The organism is Paenibacillus sp. FSL H3-0321 (genome assembly GCF_038002865.1).
GTDB lineage: Bacteria > Bacillota > Bacilli > Paenibacillales > Paenibacillaceae > Paenibacillus_AQ.
On sequence record NZ_JBBODH010000001.1, the window covers coordinates 5,725,129 to 5,747,589 of the forward strand.

A 22,461-nucleotide genomic window follows, 5' to 3' on the forward strand; every position below is an offset into this window, starting at 1 on the left:
AATCGTTAGACGATTCCCTCGGCTCGTTCTTCTGCTGCTCTTAACATTCTTGAACCAAGTGAGGCAGTTGAAGCAGCAGATCCTGTTTTCATTCCCTGGGTTATGTAAGCCGTTCTTTGAGTTCTGCGCATATAGTAGGACAGTTTGCCGCTGTAAATTTTATGAGCGCACAGCGATGAGGCGAAATCTTCAGGCGTCACGAAGCAAGAGGGCTTATCTACAGGCTGAAACGTAATCTCTTCAAACAAGGAGGCGACAAAATGGGAACAAAAATAAGCGTCCTCCCTGTCTATTTTTATATTCAGCAGGACTCCAATCAGGCCCAGGAGATGGTATTTATAGCGCTCTTGATGCTGCATCATGCCCTGCACATGGTTGTACATCGTCTCGTATTCCGTATTGCTGACTCTGAGCTGATAGATTGCGCAATTCGCACTGCTGTAAAAGGGGTCGATAAAGTTCTCGTGAATGAGCCCCGCAACAAACGGGTTGTACATTTTTTTTCTTCCAAAGCTGTATACCTCGCGCAATTCACTGTCAAAGGCGATCGAAGCATGATTCAGCTCAGCTTTCGTGAACCATTTGATTAATCCGCTGAAGGCGGTACCCGTCCCGGTAAGCACAATATAGATATCTCTATTTGCGGTCATGTTCGAAATTCCTTTCTTCTGGAAGTATTATATCATCCGGTTAAACCGTTAATTGAAGTATCTTCATCTTACTGTATAATCCAGCTTTGTAAAACAAACTTTAGTCTTAACTCAAAACTGGACCAAAGGCTAAGTTGACATAAGTTAAACTTCACCTTAAACGCTTATAAAATTGCTCCCGCCAGTTAGCACAGCATTTATTTAACGGAAGAGCCGCTAGGGGTTCATGCTTCAAGATATAAGTTTTATTTGATGCAGCGGAAATCAGGTATAGGATGTTTGGGAGATACAAAATATAAGCTGTTGAAACCTAGAGTTTACAAAAACAATTGGAATTGCTTCCACATTAGTGATACAATAATAGTCAAAATGACATTCTTGATTTAGAGGAGGATTATTGTAATGACAGAACAGGCAAAAGAACAAGCGATCCACAAAGAAGAAAATTCAACGGTGGATAACCTGGCCATCACAACCATCCGTACTTTGGCAATCGATGCAATTGAAAAAGCCAATTCCGGACATCCAGGAATGCCGATGGGTTCAGCCCCAATGGGCTACCAGCTGTTTGCGAAAACAATGAACCACAACCCGGATCACCCGACTTGGGTAAACCGTGACCGTTTTGTACTGTCTGCAGGACATGGCTCCATGCTGCTATACAGCTTGCTGCACCTTAGCGGATATGATCTGCCAATGGAAGAATTGAAGCAGTTCCGTCAATGGGGCAGCTTGACACCAGGCCATCCGGAATTCGGACACACTGCCGGTGTTGACGCTACTACGGGTCCGCTTGGACAAGGTATCGGTATGGCGGTAGGTATGGCTATGGCTGAAGCTCAGCTTGGTGCTACTTATAATAAAGATGAACATAATGTAATTGACCACTATACGTATGCAATCTGTGGCGACGGCGATTTGATGGAAGGGATTTCTTCTGAATCCGCATCGCTTGCAGGACATCTCAAGCTGGGCAAATTGATTGTAATGTACGATTCAAATGATATCTCCCTTGACGGCAAGCTGAATCTTGCGTTCTCCGAAAATGTAGCTAAACGTTTTGAAGCGTATGGCTGGCAGGTTCTGCGTGTAGAAGACGGCAACGATCTTCCTGCGCTGGGTAAAGCACTTGCCGAAGCGCAAGCGGACAGCAGCAAACCGACACTGATCGAAGTCAAGACTGTTATCGGCTACGGAAGCCCGAACAAACAGGGTAAAGGCGGCCATGGCGGTACTCACGGTTCCCCGCTCGGTGCAGACGAAGCGAAACTTACGAAAGACTTCTACAAATGGGTATATGAAGAAGATTTCTATGTACCTGCCGAAGTGCGCGCCCGTTTTGCTGAAGTGAAGGAAAATGGCATCGCCGCTAACAAAGCTTGGGATGAAAAGTTCGCTGCCTACAAAAAGGCTTACCCTGAGCTTGCAGCACAGCTCGAAACTGCAATCAGCGGCGAGCTGCCTGAAGGCTGGGATGCCAAGCTTCCATTCTTCAAAACGGAAGACAAAGCGGTATCCACCCGCGTAGCTTCCGGTAATGCACTGAACGCCCTTGCTGCCGGTGTTCCTCAATTGGTGGGCGGTTCCGCTGACCTTGAGAGCTCGACAATGACACATTTGAATGGTCTGACACAGTTTACTTCCGATTCCTATGACGGCCGCAACATCTACTTCGGCGTACGCGAGTTCGGTATGGCTGCAGCGATGAACGGAATTGCCCTGCATAGCGGTCTCAAAGTATTCGGCGGTACCTTCTTCGTATTCACCGATTACCTGCGTCCTGCGGTTCGTCTGGCTTCGATCATGAAGCTGCCGGTAACCTATGTGCTGACCCATGACAGTATTGCTGTCGGCGAAGACGGCCCTACCCATGAGCCGATTGAACAACTGGCTTCCCTGCGTATTATTCCAGGTCTTACCGTGATTCGTCCGGCGGATGCCAACGAAACTTCCGCGGCTTGGGCATATGCAGTGGAGAATACCTCGAATCCGGTAGCGCTGGTGCTTACCCGCCAGAACCTGCCAATCCTGCCTGGTACAGTTGAAGGAGTGCGCGATAATATCAAACGCGGCGGATATGTTGTCTCCGACTCCAAGAATGGCACACCGCAAGCACAAATCATTGCTACCGGTTCTGAAGTACAGCTGGCTGTAAAAGCACAAGCAGCGCTTGCTGAAGAAGGTATTGATGTGCGTGTTATCAGCTTGCCGAGCTGGGATCTGTTCGAGAAACAGGATAAAACCTACCGTGATTCCGTCATTCTGCCTGAAGTAAAAGCTCGTCTGGCGATCGAAATGGCGCAAACCTTCGGCTGGGAACGTTACACAGGTGACCAAGGCGACATTCTGGGCATCACAACCTTCGGAGCTTCTGCACCTGGCGATACTGTAATTAAAGAATATGGCTTCACTGTGGAAAATGTAGTCAGCCGCGTAAAAGCCCTGCTATAATATACGCATTAAGGACAAGGGGAGAATGAGCACATGAGTCAGTTCACCAACGCGACAATTCAAAAAGCAGCCAATATTTATTACGATGGAAAAGTTACCAGCCGTACAGTCATTTTGGAGGACGGAACTAAGGTGACACTCGGCATTATGCTCCCTGGTGTGTATGAATTCGGCACGGATGGTCCCGAGACCATGGAAATTTTGTCCGGTGATCTAAAAGTGCTGCTTCCCGGCACTGAGGTGTGGAAGGAAATTAAAGGAGCGGAGACGTTCCACGTTCCCGGAAACTCCAAGTTTGCACTGGAAGTATTCGGCTTAACTGATTATTGCTGTTCTTACCCGATTCTGTAACAATAAGTGTTTCAACCTGGAAGTCCCGCGTTTATGGCGGGGCTTCTTTTTTTGTCTTCACTGGAAAAAATGATAGGGACCCTCATGCCGCTTTTGCCGTATTGGATCGTTCAAGGGATGATTTATGCTGTTACATTGGAGCTGATCCGCTCGTACTCAAAAAATGCGTCTTGACTGTCAGGGTCCCCGATTACTCCGGTCTGGACGAATCCCATTTTCTTATAGAAGTGATGATTTCTGACGGCCCAGGAAGGGGTGTCAAGTGACCATCTCCTCGCGCTTGGGTAGCTGGCAAAGAGGAAATGAAATGCTTCCTGTCCGAATCCGTGATTCTGCTGGAGGGGGTCAATAAAGATCCGGAGGAGAAGGAATTCGTCTTCCCCTGAAGCAGGAAACACGATCATTCCGCCGATAATAACGCCGTCAGCAAGAAGCTTATAATAATGGCCTTTCTTCATCATTTCTGCCTGCCAAGCAATGGAATCGTAACCTGGCGGTCCGTCTTCCGCTTTATTCCGATACTTAAGTGCATCTTCGTCGAATGTTCTTTTCTGTATTTCAGCCAATACCGGAGCATCCGAAGGGTCAGCGGGATGAATGTTCAGCATGGGGTTCCTCCTTGAAATGATATGTGCTTAATTTCACAATCAATATTCGTCAATGGACGGATAGAATCCTGCGTGGATGCTTCTTACAATAGGTTAATAACGGATTCACAGAGAGCGGTGCGACAACCCCGGCCATACAGCAAAAAAAGACGCAGCCTGTACTTCCGGCTGCGTCTGAAAATTCAGCTATAATAAATTTCTACTCCTGGCCAGCGCCAATCTTCTGGCCGATCCACTCTTCATAACATTTGACGACAGCAGAGAGATCTTCATCACCGTACCCTTGGGTGTATCCGGCTTGGAACATACTTTTGGCAAGGCCAAGCATTGGTGAAGGCACACCTGTGGAATCGCTGAGCGAGGAGGCGAGCTTCAAGTCCTTCAGCATTAGTGCGAGTGAGAATTGGTTGCTGAAGTCATTTTCGATGATTTTGCGGCCTTTGAGCTCTGCCTGCTTGCTGCCGGCCGAACCGTTCTGGACGAGCTCGAGGAATTTGTCCGCAGGAACGCCTGATTTCACGGCGATAGAGAAGCCTTCGGCGAGGGCGACATTATGAATCCCGACCATGGCATTATGGGCAAGCTTGGCAACGGCTCCGCTGCCGTTGTCACCCATGTGCAGCAGCAGTCTGCCCATAGAGTCGAAAATATCACGGTGTTCTTCAATCACCTCTGCGCTGCCGCCAACCATGAATACCAGCGTGCCTTCGACAGCTGCTGGTTTGCTGCCGGTGACAGGCGCATCGAGGAATTTCCCGCCGCGTTCTTCCACCGCGGCTGCGATTTCCCGCACCAGTCCGGGTGAGATCGTACTGGAATCGATGATAACAGCTCCCGGTTTAAGGGCCTCCAGGATGCCGCCCTGGCCGTAGAATACTTCCCGGATCGAATCATCATTGCTGATCATGGTCATAATAACATCCTTACCCTCTGCCGCGTCCTGCGGAGTAGATGCACTCAACGCGCCTTCTGCAACGAGAGGCTCGCATTTAGCGGCTGTACGGTTATATACCGTAACCTGAAAACCGCTGCGCAGAAGGTTGGAAGCCATAGGGGCTCCCATTGTACCGAGTCCAATAAAGCCGATCTGTTTCATTCCATTTCCACCTTCGCTTTTTGAGATTACTATAGAAATTGAACCTGTAGTTCCCGGCTCAGATTCTTTAGCCATGTTTTTCTACATTCTATCACGGCACCCGGGCTTGTTCCACAGGAGAGGCGCCCATGATTACACGGCAAACGCTTCCATGAAACTTCCAAAAACATGGTTCTAAAGCCGGGGATGTGCCTTAAGACCTTGCCAGTCAAGGCGATTTAAAGTATCCTAATTATAAAGTTGTAACAAACGGTGTCAAATCTAAAGAGATAAACAGGAGGTTACCATTACCGATGTCCAAGAAGATTAATTTTGACTACACCAAAGCTCTTTCCTTCTTCAGCCAGCAAGAGATCGATTATTTTGCCGCTCCCGTGAAATTGGCTCATGAACAGCTTCACAACAAGAGTGGCGCAGGTTCCGACTACCTTGGCTGGATTGATCTGCCTACAGCCTATGACAAGGAAGAGTTCGCACGTATTCAACAAGCTGCCAAGAAAATTCAAAATGATTCCGATGTACTGATCGTTATCGGTATCGGCGGTTCGTATCTAGGCGCACGTGCTGCCATTGAAGCACTTTCGCATTCCTTCTACAATAACCTTTCGAAGGACCAACGCAAGACGCCGGAAGTTTATTTTGCCGGTAACAATATCAGCTCTACATACATCACGCACCTGCTTGATCTTGTAGAAGGCAAAGACTTCTCCGTGAACGTCATTTCCAAATCCGGAACAACCACTGAACCGGCTATTGCCTTCCGCATTTTCCGCGCAGCGCTGGAGAAGAAATACGGCAAGGAAGAAGCACGCAAACGCATCTACGCTACTACTGATAAGGAGAAAGGCGCGCTCAAGAAGCTGGCGAATGAAGAAGGCTATGAGTCGTTTATTATTCCTGATGATGTAGGCGGCCGTTATTCCGTGCTGACGCCGGTAGGCTTGCTGCCAATCGCCGTAGCAGGAATCAACATCGAAGAAATGATGCAAGGGGCCGCAGCCGCAGCAGATGAGTTCAACAACCCTGACGTGGCTACTAACCAGAGCTATCAATATGCTGCAGTACGTAACGCTCTATACCGCAAAGGCAAAACAACGGAAATTCTCGTAAACTACGAGCCGTCCCTGCATTTTGTATCGGAGTGGTGGAAACAGCTTTACGGCGAAAGCGAAGGCAAGGATTTCAAAGGAATCTATCCTTCTTCTGTAGACTTCTCCACAGATTTGCACTCGATGGGCCAATTCATTCAGGAGGGTAACCGCAACATCTTTGAGACAGTTATCCAAGTGGAGAAGGTGGAGCATCATGTAACAATCGAGAACGATCCGGATGATCTGGACGGTCTGAACTTCCTGACCGGCAAAACAATGGATTTCGTTAACAAGAAGGCTTTCCAGGGAACCATGCTGGCGCACACGGACGGACAAGTGCCGAACCTGATCGTTACCATCCCTGATCAAACGCCATATACTTTCGGTTATCTGGTGTATTTCTTTGAAAAAGCCTGCGGTATCAGCGGATATCTGCTGGGTGTTAACCCGTTCGATCAACCGGGCGTAGAAGCATACAAGAAAAATATGTTCGCGCTGCTGGGCAAACCGGGTTACGAGAAAGAAAAGGCTGAGCTCGAAGCCAGACTTACTGAGTAGTACCACTGCCTAACACAGAACATTCATACTAAGTAATCATCAGGGAGCAGTCCATAGGTAATCCATACCGGGGCTGCTCCTAAACTATATCAAGTTATCATACGTAGGTAAGGACTGGAATAAGGATGCTGGAACAATATCGGACGGTGCGTTCTCCCGGTTTCCGGGAAGTCGTAATCCGTAAATCACGCTTCATCGGCCATGTAATGCCGGTGGAGAATGAAGAAGAAGCGGTGCAATTTATCGAGAACATCAAGAAGCAGCATTGGAATGCTACACATAACTGCTCTGCTTATACGATTGGTGAGAGGGACGAGATTCAGAGGCAATCGGATGACGGGGAACCGAGTGGAACGGCCGGTAAACCGATTTTGGAGGTAATCCGCAACCAAGGTGTTAAAAATGTCGCAATTGTTGTTACCCGTTATTTTGGAGGCATCATGCTGGGAGCAGGAGGACTTATCCGGGCGTATACGGATGGGGCAGTGCTGGCACTCGAAGCTGGAGAAGTGATCACCCGTGTGCTGAGGCGGGAAGTATTCGTGGAAATCGAGTACACCTGGCTGGGCAAGGTCGAAAATGAGCTGAGAAATAAAGGCATTAAGACCGGAGAAACTTCGTTCACAGATAAAGTCAAGCTGCTGTGTCTCCCGCGAAATGATGAAGGCGACGCATTTAAGGCATGGATAACAGATCTTACCGAGGGGCAATCCCTGGTAACTGAAGGGCGGCGGCTTTACTACAGCGAAGGGGAATAAGATATGGCAAGAAGAGCAGTGGAGAGAGAGTTGTCGAGGGAAAGAATATTGGAGGCGGCAAGGCATCTGTTTATCACCAAAGGATACCGGGCGATTTCCATGCGCAGCATCGGTCAGCATTTGGGGTATAGCCACGGCTCTCTTTATTATCATTTCAAGGAAAAGGCGGAGTTGTTCTACGCCATTGTAGTAGAGGATTTCAATCATGTGGCAACACTGCTTAATGAAGCAATGAACAAACCGCCTGAACCGGGAATGACCCGGGTGGAGCAGCTTATTATGGAGTTTATCCGCTTCGGACTGGATCATCCTTACCAATATGAGATTATGTTCATGATCCGGGATGAAGAGCTGCTTGCTTATTGTCGAGCGGAACAGGGACGATGTTTTGAGTTATTCTCAAGTATTGTACGCAGCCATATGAAGGAAGAGGGTTATGTTTCGGAGGATTGGCAGAGCGTGCCATTAACCTTGTTTTTATCCGCTCACGGATTCATTTCTTATTACATTCAGGACAAAGTTTCTTTCGATGATGTCAAAGAGGCCGCATTGACACATGTCAAAGTACTAAGCCGTAGTTTGTAAAAATACCGTTTTTCTAGTCCTTCACACTTTAGAACGTTGCATTGGTATAACTTTGCATGGCGAAAGTGTTATAGAGGCTATGCATTGTATAGAAGGCGGATCCCCGAAACTGGCGGAGCCGCTTTTTCTATACAATAATAGCTATAACTTTCCGGTCTGCCTACCCCTCGACAATTTTCAGATAACACTGCCGCCGTCTCGGTCCGTCGAACTCGCAGAAGTAGATGCCCTGCCAGCGTCCAAGCAGTAGCGCGCCTTCGTGGATAATAATGCTCTGTGAGGGACCGGCCGTAATTGATTTCAGATGAGCGGCGGTATTTCCTTCCGCATGACGGTAGTTGGGATGCTCCCAGGGAAAAACTTCGTCAAGTCTCATCAGCACATCATGCTTCACGTCGGGATCGGCATTTTCGTTGATCGCAATTCCTGCGGTGGTATGCGGACAATACACGATGATAATCCCGTTCTGTACACCGCTCTTTTTAACATAGGAAATAACTTCGCGGGTAATATCCCGCAATTCGTCCCGCTTGCTGGTCGTGATCTCCATGGTATGAAGCATTAGTAAGTATCTCCTTTCGGTGCTGCAGAAGTTGGAATGATTATATATTTTACCCCAAAAGTCTGTGAAAGTAATTGACGATACCAGAGGCATTTGGTAAAGTAGTGATAATATTAAACCAAGTATATTAATAGGAATAATTATGGGTATAAAGGCAAGTAAACCGACCGGTAAGCCGGAGGTGGGGGGACTTATAATTTGAATTCGCTGCTTAGACACAAGGGTTGGACTTGGGGATTTCGCTCAACTATACTGTTGTATTTCGTAATTCTTATCGTTTTGCCTATACTGGGCGTCTATTACAATTCATTTTCGCTAGGGTTCGGCAGTTTTGCTGAAGCCATAAGCGACCCAATTGCCTGGAAGTCGGTATTCTTGACCTTAAAGCTGGCCGTTATTGCCACAGTTATTAATGTTGTACTCGGCACGATGATTGCCTGGGTCCTTATTCGTTATCAATTCCCCGGCAAGGCATTGCTGAACAGTCTTGTCGATTTGCCTTTTGCCCTGCCAACAGCAGTAGGTGGACTAATGATTCTCCTGTTGCTGGGTCCAGGCAGCCTGATTGGCGGGCTCGCGGAGGCGCTGGGCTTTGAAATTGTGTTTCATCAGCCGGCGATTGTAATCGCAATGGTTTTTGTAACTTTCCCCTTCGTAATCCGTGCGGTTCAGCCGCTGCTGGAGGAGCTTGACCCTTCCGAGGAAGAAGCAGCTTATACGATGGGAGCCAAGAGCAGCCGCGTATTCAGGCAGGTAATTCTGCCCTCCATGGCACCGGGGATGATCAGCGGCGGGATGCTGGCCTTCTCGCGTGCGCTCGCGGAGTTCGGAGCGGTTGTATTGGTAGCAGGCAATATTCCGGGCCGTACACTCGTCTCCTCCGTTTTTATTTTCGGGGAAGTGGAGAGTGATAATCCGGTGGGGGCTGCTGCGGTTTCCATCATTCTGCTGACGTTGTCCTTTCTTATTCTCTGGATGATCAATCTGCTGCAGATGCGGGGGAGACGGTCATGAGAAAATTATGGATTGGACTAACTTACCTAGTATTTTTCCTGCTGATTGCTGCACCGCTGGGCAAGATGGCAATGGGGGCTTTCAGTGAAGGGTTCGGCGGCTTCTGGGCCGCTCTGAGCAGACCGGAGGCGCTGCATGCGCTGATGATGACCGGGTTTGTCGTAGTTGTCGTTACGCTGCTGAATACGCTGTTTGGCATTATGATGGCTCTTTATCTGGTGCGGGCAAACTGGCTGGGGAAACGGGTAAAAGGGCTGCTTAACAGCATTGTAGATTTGCCCTATGCGGTATCTCCGGTTATCGGCGGGCTGATGATTGTGCTGCTGCTGGGCCCGGACAGCGCTTTGGGGTCAATCTTTGAACAAATCGGACTGAAGATTGTGTACGCTTTTCCCGGGATGGTTATTGCAACGCTCTTTGTAACCTTCCCTTTGATGGTGCGTGAAGTGATGCCGGTGCTCCAGGAGATTGGTTCACAGCAGGAAGAGGCGGCTTCAACGCTTGGAGCCTATGGCTGGACAACATTTTGGAAGGTGACCTGGCCGTCGATCCGCTGGGCGGTAATCTATGGTGTAATTCTAACGGTTGCGCGTTCGCTTGGTGAATTTGGTGCGGTGCTTGTCGTTTCCGGCAACATCATGAACAAGACCCAGACCGCGACCACGCTGGTCTACCAGGATGTCGAGAATTTCAATGTATCGGCTGCGGGCGGGATAGCGCTGGTGCTGGCCGCATTTTCCGCGGGTCTGCTGCTGTTGATGGAATGGAGCAAGAGAAGAAAGGGAGTGCATTAGGTATGCATGTCGAGGTTCGGGGTCTGAATAAACATTTTGGAGATTTTCATGCCGTCAAGGACGTTGATTTCGGGATTACCAAAGGTCATCTGATCGGGCTGCTCGGGCCCAGCGGGGGCGGCAAAACCTCGATTCTGCGCATGCTGGCAGGACTGGAGACGCCGGACAGCGGTGAAATCATTTTTCACGGCCGGGCGGTGAACAATCTTCCGCCGCAGGAGCGGGAAATCGGCTTTGTTTTCCAGAACTATGCACTGTTCAAGCACATGACCGTTTATGAGAATATTGCTTTTGGACTTAAGGTGAAAAAAGTTAACAAAAATACGATCCAGAACCGTGTTATGGAACTGGTGGAGCTCACAGGCCTGAAAGGGTTCGAGAAACGGTATCCCCATCAGCTCTCCGGGGGCCAGCGCCAGCGGGTGGCTTTTGCCCGGGCGCTTGCGCCTGAGCCGCAGCTGCTGCTGCTGGATGAGCCGTTCGCGGCGATTGATGCAAAGATCCGCCAGGAGCTGCGTTCCTGGCTGCGCGAGCTGATCGAGCGTGTCGGGATCACCTCCATCTTCGTTACACATGACCAGGACGAAGCGATAGAAGTGGCCGATGAGATCATGATCATCAACCAGGGCCGGCTGGAGCAGAAAGGCACGCCTTGGGATATTTACAAGGAGCCGAAGACGCCGTTTGTGGCGACCTTTATCGGCGAGTCCACACTGATCGAAAGCGCCTCGGAGCTGAAGGGCTTTAAGAATGCGGGCGGCGGAAAGCCGACCAAAGCCTTGATCCGCCCCGAGTATATCGAAGTGGGCCATCTGAATGAATTTAAAATGGCTTCGGCCACGGAACAGGGTGTCGTGAAGCATCTGCATTTCCGCGGCAGCGAATGGCTGGTAGAGGTGGAAGTGAACGGCCACAAGCTGGTGACCTACCGTTCACTGGAGAAGGAAACCTTGCAGCCGGGCCAGGAGATCGCCGTGCTTGTCCACCGCGCCTATCTGTTTAATGATGAGCGGAGCTGGATTCAGGAGAACGGGCTGAAGGAAGACCCAATGCCTGTATTCATTTAATCACTCACTATATTTCATATCGTTAACCGTCCACAGCAGGACGGTGCAGTTTTATTAATTATAAAACAGGGTTAACAATCTGTTGCCAAGCGGCAAGAGGAGAGTTGAAGCTGGAGCAAGCGATAGCGGCCTCTAGAAGAGATACTATACAAAGCGGATAGGGCTGAGAAGCAACGGAGGGGAATTTTGGAACTGTAGGAGCGACAGCGTTCGGAAGTCCAAATATTCACCGCAGTTGTGAGCGAGCCTTTGAGCAGTGCTTAAAGTACATCTTATATCTGCTGATAGCTGCACACTAGGCAAATGCTCCCCGCAGCCAAGCGTCAACACAGATTGTTAAACCCTACACCCCGAAGGATGTGGAGCCGGTATGAGGCTTTTCAAAAGGAGCAGACAACTGCACGGATGGCTAGCTGCCTTAATGCTGGTATTGCTCGCGCTGGCCCTTGCCGGCTGTGCGGAGGAACAGGACACCGCAGCGGAGGAAACTCCCCAGCAAGGAGACCTGACGCTTGTGGTCGGTGCCTATAGTGTGGCTAAAGACGCGATGGGTGATATTCTGCCGTTGTTCGCAGCGAAGTGGAAGGCGGAGACCGGCCAGACTATCGCCTTTCAGGAATCCTATGAGGCTTCGGGGACCCAAGCCCGGGCAATTGCCGGCGGGTTCGAAGCTGATGTGACGCTGCTGGCTATGGAAGGCGATGTCGATAAGCTGGTGAAGGCAGGGCTGGTAGAGAAGACTTGGAAGGAGCGGGGAGAAGCCGGGATGGTGACCCGCTCGGTTGTCGCTCTAGGGACACGCGAAGGCAACCCGAAGGGAATTCACGACTTTGCTGATTTGGCGAAGCCCGGCGTTAAGGTGCTGTATCCCAATCCAAAGACCTCCGGCGGAGCACAGTGGGACATCAACGCCATCTATGGGGCGGGTCTCAAGCTGTCTGAGGCGCAAGGAGGGGTGAAAGACCCTGTTGCCGCCAAAGCTTTTTTGGAGAGCATACACGCGAATGTAGAATCTCTGGACAAAAGCGGGCGGGCTTCGATGGCTGCCTTTGAATACGGCGTGGGCGATGTTATTGTCACCTATGAGAATGAGCTGCTGGCGCGGATTGCCCAGGGAGTAAATTATGAGGTTATTATTCCACAGAATACGATCCTGATTGAGAATCCTGCGGCGGTCGTGGACAAATACGCGGATGAGCATGGAACCCGCGAGGCAGCGGAGGCGCTGGTGGAGTTCCTGACAACCCGGGGGGCCCAGGAGGTTTTCGCCGAATACGGCTTCCGTCCGGTGAATGAGCAGGTGTATGCGGAGAATGCAGACCATTATCCTGTCCCGGCTGGGCTTTTTGATATTCAGTATCTTGGCGGCTGGGATGAAGTGCGCAGCACACTCTACGCCAAACGTGGAGTCTGGTACCAGGTATTGGCCGGAATATAGCCCATATGGATAGGATTGCGCAGACCAAAGCTGCAGCAAATAAGACCGTACCTCATCGCAGAGGGCGGTCTTTGCTCTGTTTTTATATGTAATCTTAAAGCCTATACTTGTCAGCCTACAACTTCTCCAACGCGCCCCGCAGTTTATGCTTCAATTCTTCCAATGCCTCATGACTCGGTCTGACACTTTCTGAATACATCGTCTCTCTGGGCGTCCACCAAACAGGATGAGTAGGATTCGGTTCTGTTAATCTTCTCGGGAAGATATGCCAGTGTATATGGGAATCACCGTTGCCAAGCAGTTCATAGTTCAGCTTATCCGGTTCAAAAGCTATGTTGACCGCCTCGGCGACTTTACTCATTTCCATAAGAAACTTCTGCTTGAAGCCGCTGTCCAGTTCGTGAAGCTCCCGTTTATGTTCCTTGCAGAGAAAAAGAGTGTAGCCTTCAAAATACTGATGGTCGCCAATGACCACATAGCCGGTTTCGAGCTCAGCTACGAAGTAGGGATTGGTGTCTTCTTTAATCATGTCAATCCGTCTGCAGATCAAACAGTCTTCCATGAAAATAACCTCCTGTATGCGTTCTTCAAATCCACATTTTACATTAACAGTTCCCCCCTTTCACCGCTGTGCTAAATATGCTTGTTGCATGGAGAGCTTTAATAATAATGAGATGAAGAGGGAGATGTACTATAATGGGGGTTACTTAAACTTCCGCACCGGGAACTGAAGGAGAGATTAGAGATGGATAACTTGGTGTTTTTGGGGACAGGCGACGCAATGGGCGTTCCCCGGGTATATTGCAGCTGTGAGACCTGCATGGAGGCTAGAGCGGGCGGGCTGAATGTGCGGCTTCGCTCCTCCGTGCTTATAGATAACGGCAGTGATTTTTTGGCGATTGACTGTGGTCCGGACTGGCGGCGGCAGATGGAATCGCTTGGGCAACGTACCATGCGCAGGCTGCTGGTGACCCATGCTCATTTTGACCATATTGGCGGATTGCCCGAATGGGCAGATGCCTGCCGCTGGATGGGATATAAAGGGGAGCTGTTCGCGCCTGCGGAGGTGATTCCGGTGATTCTGCGGCAATATCCATGGCTGGACCGCAATATACAGATGATACCGTGCGATGACGGGATCGAGCTGGATGGCTGGCAGATCGACACGTGGAAAGTGAATCACGGCAAAAATGGATACTCCTACGCCTTCCGCTTGGAAAAGGAGGGGTATAAGTGGGTATATTGTCCGGATTCCATCTCCCTTACACCGCAGGAAACGGAGCGCATGCATGGCCTGGATCTGCTGGTACTGGGTACAAGCTTTTATTATGAGGCGGCGGAGCTGTCGACCCGCTCTGTGTACGATATGACGGAAGCAGCAGATCTACTGCGGACAGTTCAGCCGGCACGCGCCGTGTACACACATATGTCGCATGATGTGGATCTGAGAAAAGCTTATATTTTGCCGGAAAATGTGACGCTGGCGGTTACGGGCCTAAGACTCCCGCTCACACGTTCAGAGTAAGGAATAGGGACCTCATCCAGTGCTGTACAGCACTGGATGAGGTCCCTATTTGTGTTCGGCAGGCATAGGAATAGAGTACGCACCTTGTGCAGCACTTTCGCCAATGCAGCGGCGACAGCGGCAGGGTTATGCTCATCCCGCAGATAAGTGGCCCTTCACCATTTGCCTCATCCTACTCTCTTTTGTATGCAGTGTATTAGTTTTTATTTTCAGAAAGTTACAGAAGAACTACAATAAGGAGGATAAAATATGCTGTTCTGGGTTTTTGATGAACAATTTATCTAAGGAGGCTAACTGAACGGTTATGACTAAACCATTGATTCCAATTATGCTTGATATTCCGGAAAGTCTGGAAACCGAACGCCTGCTTATCCGTGCTCCGCTCTGGGGGGATGGGGCTGCGGTAAATGAAGGTATTGGAGAAAGCTTGAATGAATTGAAGCCGTGGATGCCCTTCGCCCAGAGCATGCCTACACTGGAGGAATCCGAGCAATACGTTAGGGAGTCGCGGGTGGACTTTCTGAAACGTTCCATGCTCAATATGCACATTTTCAACAAAGCTGACGGTACATTCATTGGCTGCAGTGGCCTGCATCATATCGACTGGGATATCCGCGCTTTTGAGATCGGCTATTGGATCAGAAGCTCTTGCACGGGCCAGGGCTATATCACGGAGGCAGTGAACGGAATCACCAATTTTGCCATCAGGGAGCTTGAGGCGAACCGCATCGAAATCCGCTGCAGTGCAAGAAATACCAGAAGCGCGGCTGTAGCCGAACGGGCGGGATTTAAGCTGGACGGTATTCTTCGTAAGAGCAACCGTGGCACGGACGGGGAGCTGCATGACAGCAAGGTATATGCGAAGGTGCGGGGGGCTGAATTTTAATGGAGGCGATGTTTTGAAGCGAAAAGGGGTATTTTCGAGGTTAAGTACATACATGTTGAGGCACAAGGGGATCTATACTGTATTAGTTTTCACTACTCTTTTCAGTGTTGTTCTAGATCTTACGATAGCCTGGTATCTATCCAAAATAACGGATGCTGCTGTCCGGCTAGATGTGGGTGCATTTACGGGCTTGATCGGTTTTGGCGTTGTCTACTTGCTGGCTGTCGGACTGAACGGTTATGTGGATTCATATTTTAAAAATAATGTCTCCGCCAAAATCAGAAACGGGCTCCGCCTGGAGATGATGGAACACACTCTTAGCTTGCCGCAGTCCTATTTTGACCGTAACCATTCCGGAGATTTGCTGTCCCGGTTCACCAATGATAACCAATCGGTCGGCGAAGCCTGCGGACAGGTGATGATTGATCTTGTGCGCAATCCGGTGCTGGCGCTGGCTGCATTTGCTTATTTGCTGTATATTAACTGGCTGCTTGCGTTGATTTGTTTTGCAATGGGGCCACTGCTGTTTCTGACCGGGAAAATATTCGGCAAAGCGATGCGTGTGAACAGTGTGAGGCTTCAGGAGAGCATGAGCCGGACGACTTCATTCCTGAATGATATTCTTGGCAGCAGCATGGTGTTCAAGTCCTTCTCGATTGAGCGGAGGCTGCTTAAGCAATACCGTGGACATAGTGAAAGTATTATTTCGGGAGAGATGAAACGGGGAAGAATCGAGGGAGCAACGGGGGCGTTATCTTCGTTTCTGGGCAACGCAACCTTTATTCTGGCGCTGATTACTGCCGGTTTCTTTGTCGCCAAGGGTTCGCTTGAGGTTGGGGCGATGATTGCGTTTATTCAGCTGATGAATTTTCTGGTGGGCCCGTTTTCGTCACTCCCGGGGCTTGTTGCTTCCATGCAGCAGTCGCTGGGTGCGGCGGAGCGGATCTTTGAAGTGATAGATGCTCCCGCCGAGGTAGATACATTGCCGAAGCCGCAGGCGGAGCAACCTGAGTTTATGGAATTAGTGCTCTCAGATGTATCGTTCAGTTATCCGGAGTCTGACAAATGGAGTCTGAGCACGGTTGGCTTGAAGCTGCGGCAGGGTTCGCATGTGGCCATAGTCGGGCCAAGCGGCGGCGGTAAATCGACATTATTTAAGCTGTTGCTGGGATTCTACACCCCGGATGACGGTGAAATACTGATCAATGGAAATTCAACTGGCGGTATGAGCCTCGGGCATCTGCGAAGCTATTTCGCCTACGTTCCGCAGGAATCGGGTCTATATACCGGAAGCATTCGCGACAACCTAAGGAACGGCAAGCCGGATGCGTCGGAAGAAGAGATTATCCAGGCACTGCAGCAGGCGAATGCCTATGATTTTGTGCTGGAGCTGCCGGAGGGGCTGGGCACGGATATTGGTGAGCACGGTTCCCGGCTGTCCGGCGGCCAGCGCCAGCGGTTATCGATTGCCAGGGCGATGCTGAAGAACGCGCCGATCCTGCTGCTGGATGAAGCGACGGCTGCGCTCGACAACGAATCAGAGAAAATGGTCCAGCAAGCAATCCGCAAGCTGATGAAGAACAAAACAACGATCGTCATCGCCCATCGGCTCTCAACGGTCCAGAACGCCGATGTCATCCTGGTGATGGAGAACGGAGAGATTGTGGAGCGCGGCAGCCATGATGAGCTGCTTGCTGCTGAGGGGCGTTACCATGGACTCTATCATTCCCAGCTGGAGCTGGAAGAGGGAGATGCTCTGGAGGACTGGAGCGCAGCGCAGGAGCTCACTGGCGGCGGAGAGCGGGAGCTGGCGGATCAGAGGTGAGCATGACAGGCGCGGAGCGTAGGTGTGCTGGTGAGGTAAAAGCGATGATGACAGGCGCGGAGCCAATAGATTTCCCGGCATTCTGCTAGCTGTGTGCCACGCTAGACAACAAAAGGGTGCTTAGTCAAGGTCTACAGACCCGGGACTAAGCACCCTTTTGCATAATGGCCAGGGCGGAGAATAAATATGCGATATACAGTAGCACCAATGCGGCCCTGAGCGACAGAACGCGTATTATTAGTTAGTTGAGTAATCAGCAGTCAGGTAATGAGCGGTTCATCGTACAGACTGAGTGATCTGCTTAATCGCAATTGCGGTTAACTGTATTTCATATAGGCATGTTGATTAACCAGAAAAAGGTAGAAAAAAGGCCGCTCATTCGGTAAAGTGTTTGTACCCCTACAAACATCCGAAACGAGGCGACCTCATGAAAAAGTCTACTTCATTATCGAATATTCTGCAATTGGTGATTCCCGAAGAAAAAATGCTCCCATTCTTGGAAGAACTAAAGTATATCGATGTGGCGCGAAAGTTTACTGTCTATGATTTATTTCTATTTTTGGCCGAAGCCGCCTTCCAGCAGTGGGAGGGGTATCGGGACGGAGAACAGCGAATGGCCCTTTGTGGGCAGCGTTCTGTGGATCACTCAACCCTCTCGAAAAAAGCCAAAGACGTTCCTTTTCAATTATTCAAGCGTTTGCTAGATCTCATGATTGGGCTGTGCAATCGAAAGACTCGGCGTGTACTCGGTATTCCGAAGGAGCTGCTAATCGTTGATTCCACTACGATTACGGTAGGTCTGGGACGGTTGACTTGGGCTCCGCACAAAGGCCAAAAAGCAGGCGTTAAGCTACACGTGGGGATCATTGGAGACCAAGGCGAATTGCACAAAGTTACCGAAACGACTGGATATGAGCCTGATTTGAAGAGTTGCCCTGACCTGCTGGACAGAAGATTTATTTTGGTGGCAGACCGGTCTTATGGTAAACACAAGCTGTTTGACAGTTACCAAGAGCAGGAAAACCGGCAGTATTTTGTGATTCGGCTTCGGGATAATACAACCTTTACGAATCCAATCTCACGATGTCGAAAGCGTCCCTTTTCGGGAAGTATTAAGCAAGATTTGACCTGCCAATTGGGAAAGAACATGGCACTCTCCCAGAACAGATTTCGGGTGGTCATCCTAGAGGATCCCAAAGGAAATCCCGTTATTCTCGCCACAAATCTGCACTGGTATTCCCCCGAAGGAATTGCAGAAATCTATAAAAAACGGTGGCAGATCGAAGTCTTTTTTCGTTGGATTAAGCAGCATCTAAACATTCCAAAATTATTCGGAACAACACCAAATGCAGTGTATGGACAGCTGTACACAGCTTTACTGATTTATGTTTTGCTTAAGTTCCTGTTTGAGCAGGGAAATGCTGCGGTGCATCCGAGTGCTAAATTAACATTCGTCGACTTTGACCGGTTATTTACTTTGGAAACTTTACCACCGGAATGGAGGATTTATTTAGCCAATGTAGTGTTCCCCACTTCCATAATTTAGCTAATCAACAGACCTGCAGCAAATACATTTAAGCAGGGGGTTACTTATGCGATCTTCAATCGCACACTTCAAAATCCCGGTTCCCGCCGAATCATCCGCATTCCCTATCATTACAGCACACTACCTAAGGTTTACCTCAGCTTAAGCTTCTACGTTATTCAGAATAAATTTATCAATAGCGAACTTAACACCGTCTTCGTTATTGCTGAGTGTAATGAAATCAGCGATTTCCTTCAGCGCAGGAATAGAATTGGCCATAGCGACGCCGAGGCCGGCAGCTTCCAGCATTTCGTGGTCGTTCCAGGAATCTCCCACAGCAATGGTTTCGGACAGCTCGCAGCCGAAGTGGGCCGCAAGGAACTCAAGCGCCAGGCCTTTGGTGCCTTCATGATGCATGATTTCCAGGAAATGCGGCTTCGACTTCGTGATGTGGACGGAATCGCCCAGCAGCTCACGCAGAATCGGTGACAGTTCGTCCAGGAATGCGGGATCGTCGATGATGAGCATTTTTGGCGTTTTTTGCGGAACGAGCTTTTCCCAATCCGGCTCAATATAGTATTGAGTTCCGTTCAGCGCAGAGTAATCAATCAGCTTCTGGTTCTCTTCGCGGGCATACAGCTTGTCGTCAATATAAGTCTGCAGATGCAGGTCATGCTCCACACAGTAGGTGAACAGCTTGCGTACGGCATCCTGCGGGACATAACGTTCGTACAGTACTTTTTCATCCATCAGGTTCTTCACCAATGCGCCTTGATAGGTGATGATTGGCACATTCAGTCCCGTTTGACGGGCGATGGCTTGTGCTGAAGCATAAGCGCGACCGGTAGCCAGAGTTACGACAACGCCTGCGGCAACGGCCTGTTCCAGTGCGGTCTGTGTTGCGGGGGTTACTTCTTTCTCATCATTGATCAGGGTGTCGTCAATATCGATAGCAATCAATTTGTACATGTGTGTGGTTCTCTCCTTAGTTTTATCTATTTGTATTTGTATTTCCGGCTTGTGGTGATGGTTTGTACTGCTGTTCAGACCTGCTTCAGGCTCAGTTTCTATCCTGCTGCAGAACTCCGTTCCTGGCCGGTTCAGGGCTGAGCTCCGCCATTAGCATGGCCGCAAGGATGCAGAGGCAGCCGAAACCAGCGGAGATGCCTAGTGTCTCACCGCCGAAGGCAAGGCCGGTCAAGACGGCGAATACCGGCTCCGTAGCGTAAATGATGGCTACCCGTGACGGGGTGGTGTACTTTTGGCAGGCGGTCTGAATCCAGAAGGCAAACGCGCTCGTCGGGCCAATGGATATCAGCAGCGCCCACAGCACATCCGGTTTCAGGATCAGCGCTCCGCTGTGAGCCAGCGGTGCGGTTCCGTCCACAAGGAGCGAAGCCACAATGCTGAACAGTCCGACAAAAGCGAGCTGCAGCGTCGCCAGCGGCAGCGCCGGATAACGCGGAGCATACACGCCAGTATAGGCAACCTGCAGCGCAAAGGCGACAGCACAGAGCAGAATCAGGCCGTCGCCTTTATTCAGGGAGAATGCCGAGCCGGTAAAGGTCAGCAGATAAAGTCCCGCCACCGCCAGGATTGCACTAAACCAGGTATAACGGGATATAGCGTGTTTCAGCAGCGCCAAGGATAGGAAGGGGACAAGCACCACCGACAGACCGGTAATGAATCCGGTGTTGGAAGTGGTCGTGTACAGCAGGCCCATCGTCTGAAAGCCATAGCCCATAAACAAAAAAAGGCCGAGCAGCAGGGAGTGGCCCACCATGCGCCAGCTTAGCTTTTTCCATTCATGGCGGTAAAAAACAGCGGTAATCAGCGCCAGCAGCAGAGCGGCACCCGTAAACCGGATACTGTTAAAAGCAAGAGGCGGCAGCACTCTGACGGCATGCTGTACAATCAGAAACGTTGAGCCCCACATCATCGCTACCAGCAGCAGACTGAGATCGGCGATTCGGGAGCGGGTCACAGTGGTCATCCTTTCCTGGAATATAAGAAGGGTTAGATAGAGTTCAGCTGCTGTATCAAGTTGTCCAAATTGTATCCTAAAACAGGGGGAAGGACAAGCCGAAACTGCGCAAAAGGCCAGCTGGTATAAGGAGTGAAGCTCAATCATTCAGGCCAGGCTGGACAAAAAATCCAGACCTTGGTATACTTCGATAACCGCACACTTGTTCTTATTTCGACAACTTAGAAAGGAGCGGTTCTCTATGATGGGCAAATCCCATTTAGTAATCAGCACCGGGGTTACCCTCTCTGTTATGAATCTGCTCGGCTATGAAATCACGATTCCGGCGATCGCCGTGGCGGCAGTCAGCGCACTTCTCCCCGATATTGATGAGCCGAATTCATTGCTGGTGCGCAAGGCGATTCCCGAATTCCTGCTGCGCATCCTGCAGGTGGCTCTGATCGGAGCAGCGGTGTATCTCTATTTTGCTGAGGTTGCAGCTCCGCCCTGGAATATCGCCCTGGCGCTGCTGGTGGGCAGCGTGTCCTTCCTGCCGGGCAGGAGGCTGCGGCATCTCGTCATGCTGCTGATTGCGCTGGCACTGTTCGCGTTCGCGGACGATTACGACCCGTGGAACTACATTGCCGCCTGCGTGCTGGTCGTGTCCTCCGTGGTCCCGCACCGCGGGCTGACACATACACTCTACGCCGTGGCCGGGTGGGGAGCGCTGCTCTATTTTGCCTCCCTGGAAATGAATGACGGCGGCAGCCTGTGGATTGCCGGCGGCCTGTCCTATGCGCTGCATCTGCTGGCGGATTCGTTGACTCAGCGCGGAATTACCCCGCTGCCTCCGATCCCCTTCAAGCTTCGGCTTAAGCTGATGAGCACCGGCACGAAGAAGGGCGATGCAGTAGAGAATCTCTGTATCGTGTTTACGCTTGTACTGGTCATTTATGCATTTGTACTCACCCCTTGAGACGGGCGAAGCCCCTCCTGGGGGACTGAAGGCTTTCCGCTGCAAGCAGCGGGGAGCCTTTTTTCTCGTCCTTCTTGAGCAAGATGTTAATTAATTCACAGATATCACCAATAGTCCTTGTTATATTGAACATACCGACGGTCGGAATGGAGAACGGAATATGACAAAAAAACAGTTAAAGGAACATAGAGTGGAGTCTCTGCTCCTGGCAGCCGTAGAAGAGTTTCTCGAAAAGGGCTATGATGGCGCATCTGTAGATGCTATAGCCAAGCGGGCCGGTGTCAGCAAAGGTGGCTTCTATCATCATTTTCCCAATAAGGAAGTCCTCCTGATGGAGGCGAATCAGAAGCTTTCGGAGCCAATCATGGAAATGGCAGAAAAGGCTTACTCGAACAGCAGTGCTATGGATGGATTAAGACAATATATTAAAGAATATCTGAACTATTGGGCAAGCAGGCCAAGAGAATTGAGCTTTTTTTTCTTATCGATGTCAAAGGCTTTGCAAGCTCCGGCCCTTATGGAGTATTACAGAGAATATGTAAATCAAAGTACCGCGTTCCTTATAGGGATGTTTCAAAAAGCAATGGAATCCGGAGAGGCTGATCTGAGGGACCCTGAAGCCTATGGGATCTCCTTGATGGGGGCACTCGATGGGGTTGTTTCTTATGCGATGATTCATCCTGAGGAGGATATTGAGCTTCTGGTTGAACGGTTTGAACAGGTCTGGCTGAAATAAAC

The 22,461-nt window shown here is 50.1% G+C and carries 22 protein-coding genes; 15 read left to right on the plus strand and 7 right to left on the minus strand.

Translation table 11 applies throughout. The annotated features are described in order from the left end of the window. Positions 1–5: 5 nt before the first annotated feature. Positions 6–650, minus strand: coding sequence for a hypothetical protein (locus MHI45_RS25610; protein ID WP_340894328.1), 645 nt, complete (start codon positions 648–650; stop codon positions 6–8). A 402-nt stretch (positions 651–1,052) separates the two neighbouring features. Here MHI45_RS25610 and tkt point away from each other — a divergent pair, with 402 nt between their 5' ends. Continuing rightward, complete coding sequence (gene tkt, locus MHI45_RS25615; RefSeq protein WP_341119637.1) at positions 1,053–3,101, plus strand: transketolase; 2,049 nt, start codon at positions 1,053–1,055, stop codon at positions 3,099–3,101. Positions 3,102–3,134: 33 nt separating this feature from the next. Beyond that, a complete protein-coding gene (gene ppnP, locus MHI45_RS25620) occupies positions 3,135–3,452 on the plus strand; it encodes a pyrimidine/purine nucleoside phosphorylase (protein WP_038587105.1) in 318 nt (105 codons plus the stop codon). Positions 3,453–3,574: 122 nt separating this feature from the next. On the opposite strand, the gene MHI45_RS25625 is transcribed toward ppnP, so the two are convergent. After that, complete coding sequence (locus tag MHI45_RS25625) at positions 3,575–4,060, minus strand: GNAT family N-acetyltransferase (protein ID WP_341119638.1); 486 nt, start codon at positions 4,058–4,060, stop codon at positions 3,575–3,577. Between the two features lie 199 nt (positions 4,061–4,259). Next, positions 4,260–5,156, minus strand: a complete 897-nt coding sequence (locus MHI45_RS25630; RefSeq protein WP_341119639.1) for an NAD(P)-dependent oxidoreductase — start codon at positions 5,154–5,156, stop codon at positions 4,260–4,262. 293 nt (positions 5,157–5,449) lie between these two features. Between MHI45_RS25630 and MHI45_RS25635 the strand changes: the two genes are divergently transcribed. The 3 genes from MHI45_RS25635 (at position 5,450) to MHI45_RS25645 (ending at position 8,148) form a co-directional block, all read left to right on the plus strand. Next, entirely contained in the window at positions 5,450–6,805 is a 1,356-nt protein-coding gene (locus MHI45_RS25635) for a glucose-6-phosphate isomerase (RefSeq protein WP_038587113.1), read from the plus strand. Positions 6,806–6,930: 125 nt separating this feature from the next. Then, complete coding sequence (locus MHI45_RS25640; RefSeq protein WP_038587115.1) at positions 6,931–7,563, plus strand: YigZ family protein; 633 nt, start codon at positions 6,931–6,933, stop codon at positions 7,561–7,563. 3 nt (positions 7,564–7,566) lie between these two features. After that, positions 7,567–8,148, plus strand: coding sequence for a TetR/AcrR family transcriptional regulator (locus tag MHI45_RS25645; RefSeq protein WP_341119640.1), 582 nt, complete (start codon positions 7,567–7,569; stop codon positions 8,146–8,148). 160 nt (positions 8,149–8,308) lie between these two features. On the opposite strand, the gene MHI45_RS25650 is transcribed toward MHI45_RS25645, so the two are convergent. Continuing rightward, on the minus strand, positions 8,309–8,710 hold the full coding sequence (locus MHI45_RS25650; RefSeq protein WP_341119641.1) for a secondary thiamine-phosphate synthase enzyme YjbQ: 402 nt from the start codon (positions 8,708–8,710) through the stop codon (positions 8,309–8,311). Positions 8,711–8,908: 198 nt separating this feature from the next. Between MHI45_RS25650 and cysT the strand changes: the two genes are divergently transcribed. From cysT to MHI45_RS25670, 4 genes are all read left to right on the plus strand, one after another. Continuing rightward, the gene (cysT, locus tag MHI45_RS25655; RefSeq protein ID WP_341119642.1) at positions 8,909–9,724 is read left to right on the plus strand and encodes a sulfate ABC transporter permease subunit CysT; all 816 of its coding nucleotides are present in this window, start codon (positions 8,909–8,911) and stop codon (positions 9,722–9,724) included. Continuing rightward, complete coding sequence (locus MHI45_RS25660) at positions 9,721–10,518, plus strand: sulfate ABC transporter permease subunit (protein WP_341119643.1); 798 nt, start codon at positions 9,721–9,723, stop codon at positions 10,516–10,518. The genes cysT and MHI45_RS25660 overlap by 4 nt, the downstream gene beginning before the upstream one ends. A gap of 2 nt (positions 10,519–10,520) precedes the next feature. Further along, positions 10,521–11,585, plus strand: a complete 1,065-nt coding sequence (locus MHI45_RS25665; protein ID WP_038587129.1) for a sulfate/molybdate ABC transporter ATP-binding protein — start codon at positions 10,521–10,523, stop codon at positions 11,583–11,585. A gap of 370 nt (positions 11,586–11,955) precedes the next feature. Beyond that, positions 11,956–13,023, plus strand: a complete 1,068-nt coding sequence (locus MHI45_RS25670; RefSeq protein WP_341119645.1) for a sulfate ABC transporter substrate-binding protein — start codon at positions 11,956–11,958, stop codon at positions 13,021–13,023. Between the two features lie 115 nt (positions 13,024–13,138). On the opposite strand, the gene MHI45_RS25675 is transcribed toward MHI45_RS25670, so the two are convergent. Next, positions 13,139–13,585 carry an HIT family protein gene (locus MHI45_RS25675; RefSeq protein ID WP_038587134.1) on the minus strand — a complete coding sequence of 149 codons (447 nt, stop codon included), beginning with the start codon at positions 13,583–13,585 and terminating at the stop codon, positions 13,139–13,141. 183 nt (positions 13,586–13,768) lie between these two features. Between MHI45_RS25675 and MHI45_RS25680 the strand changes: the two genes are divergently transcribed. From MHI45_RS25680 to MHI45_RS25695, 4 genes are all read left to right on the plus strand, one after another. After that, positions 13,769–14,548 carry an MBL fold metallo-hydrolase gene (locus MHI45_RS25680; RefSeq protein WP_076111176.1) on the plus strand — a complete coding sequence of 260 codons (780 nt, stop codon included), beginning with the start codon at positions 13,769–13,771 and terminating at the stop codon, positions 14,546–14,548. Positions 14,549–14,852: 304 nt separating this feature from the next. Further along, the gene (locus MHI45_RS25685) at positions 14,853–15,434 is read left to right on the plus strand and encodes a GNAT family N-acetyltransferase (protein ID WP_179091760.1); all 582 of its coding nucleotides are present in this window, start codon (positions 14,853–14,855) and stop codon (positions 15,432–15,434) included. 13 nt (positions 15,435–15,447) lie between these two features. Then, a complete protein-coding gene (locus MHI45_RS25690) occupies positions 15,448–17,259 on the plus strand; it encodes an ABC transporter ATP-binding protein (protein WP_179091759.1) in 1,812 nt (603 codons plus the stop codon). Between the two features lie 427 nt (positions 17,260–17,686). Continuing rightward, the gene (locus MHI45_RS25695) at positions 17,687–18,805 is read left to right on the plus strand and encodes an IS4 family transposase (RefSeq protein ID WP_341119327.1); all 1,119 of its coding nucleotides are present in this window, start codon (positions 17,687–17,689) and stop codon (positions 18,803–18,805) included. 141 nt (positions 18,806–18,946) lie between these two features. Here MHI45_RS25695 and MHI45_RS25700 read toward each other — a convergent pair whose 3' ends face one another. Both MHI45_RS25700 and MHI45_RS25705 read right to left on the minus strand, forming a co-directional pair. After that, the gene (locus MHI45_RS25700; RefSeq protein ID WP_038587139.1) at positions 18,947–19,753 is read right to left on the minus strand and encodes a Cof-type HAD-IIB family hydrolase; all 807 of its coding nucleotides are present in this window, start codon (positions 19,751–19,753) and stop codon (positions 18,947–18,949) included. A gap of 91 nt (positions 19,754–19,844) precedes the next feature. After that, positions 19,845–20,768, minus strand: a complete 924-nt coding sequence (locus MHI45_RS25705) for a DMT family transporter (RefSeq protein ID WP_076114626.1) — start codon at positions 20,766–20,768, stop codon at positions 19,845–19,847. Positions 20,769–21,009: 241 nt separating this feature from the next. Between MHI45_RS25705 and MHI45_RS25710 the strand changes: the two genes are divergently transcribed. Next, complete coding sequence (locus MHI45_RS25710; protein ID WP_038587143.1) at positions 21,010–21,723, plus strand: metal-dependent hydrolase; 714 nt, start codon at positions 21,010–21,012, stop codon at positions 21,721–21,723. 160 nt (positions 21,724–21,883) lie between these two features. Then, complete coding sequence (locus tag MHI45_RS25715) at positions 21,884–22,459, plus strand: TetR/AcrR family transcriptional regulator (RefSeq protein WP_076114625.1); 576 nt, start codon at positions 21,884–21,886, stop codon at positions 22,457–22,459. Positions 22,460–22,461: the final 2 nt, after the last annotated feature.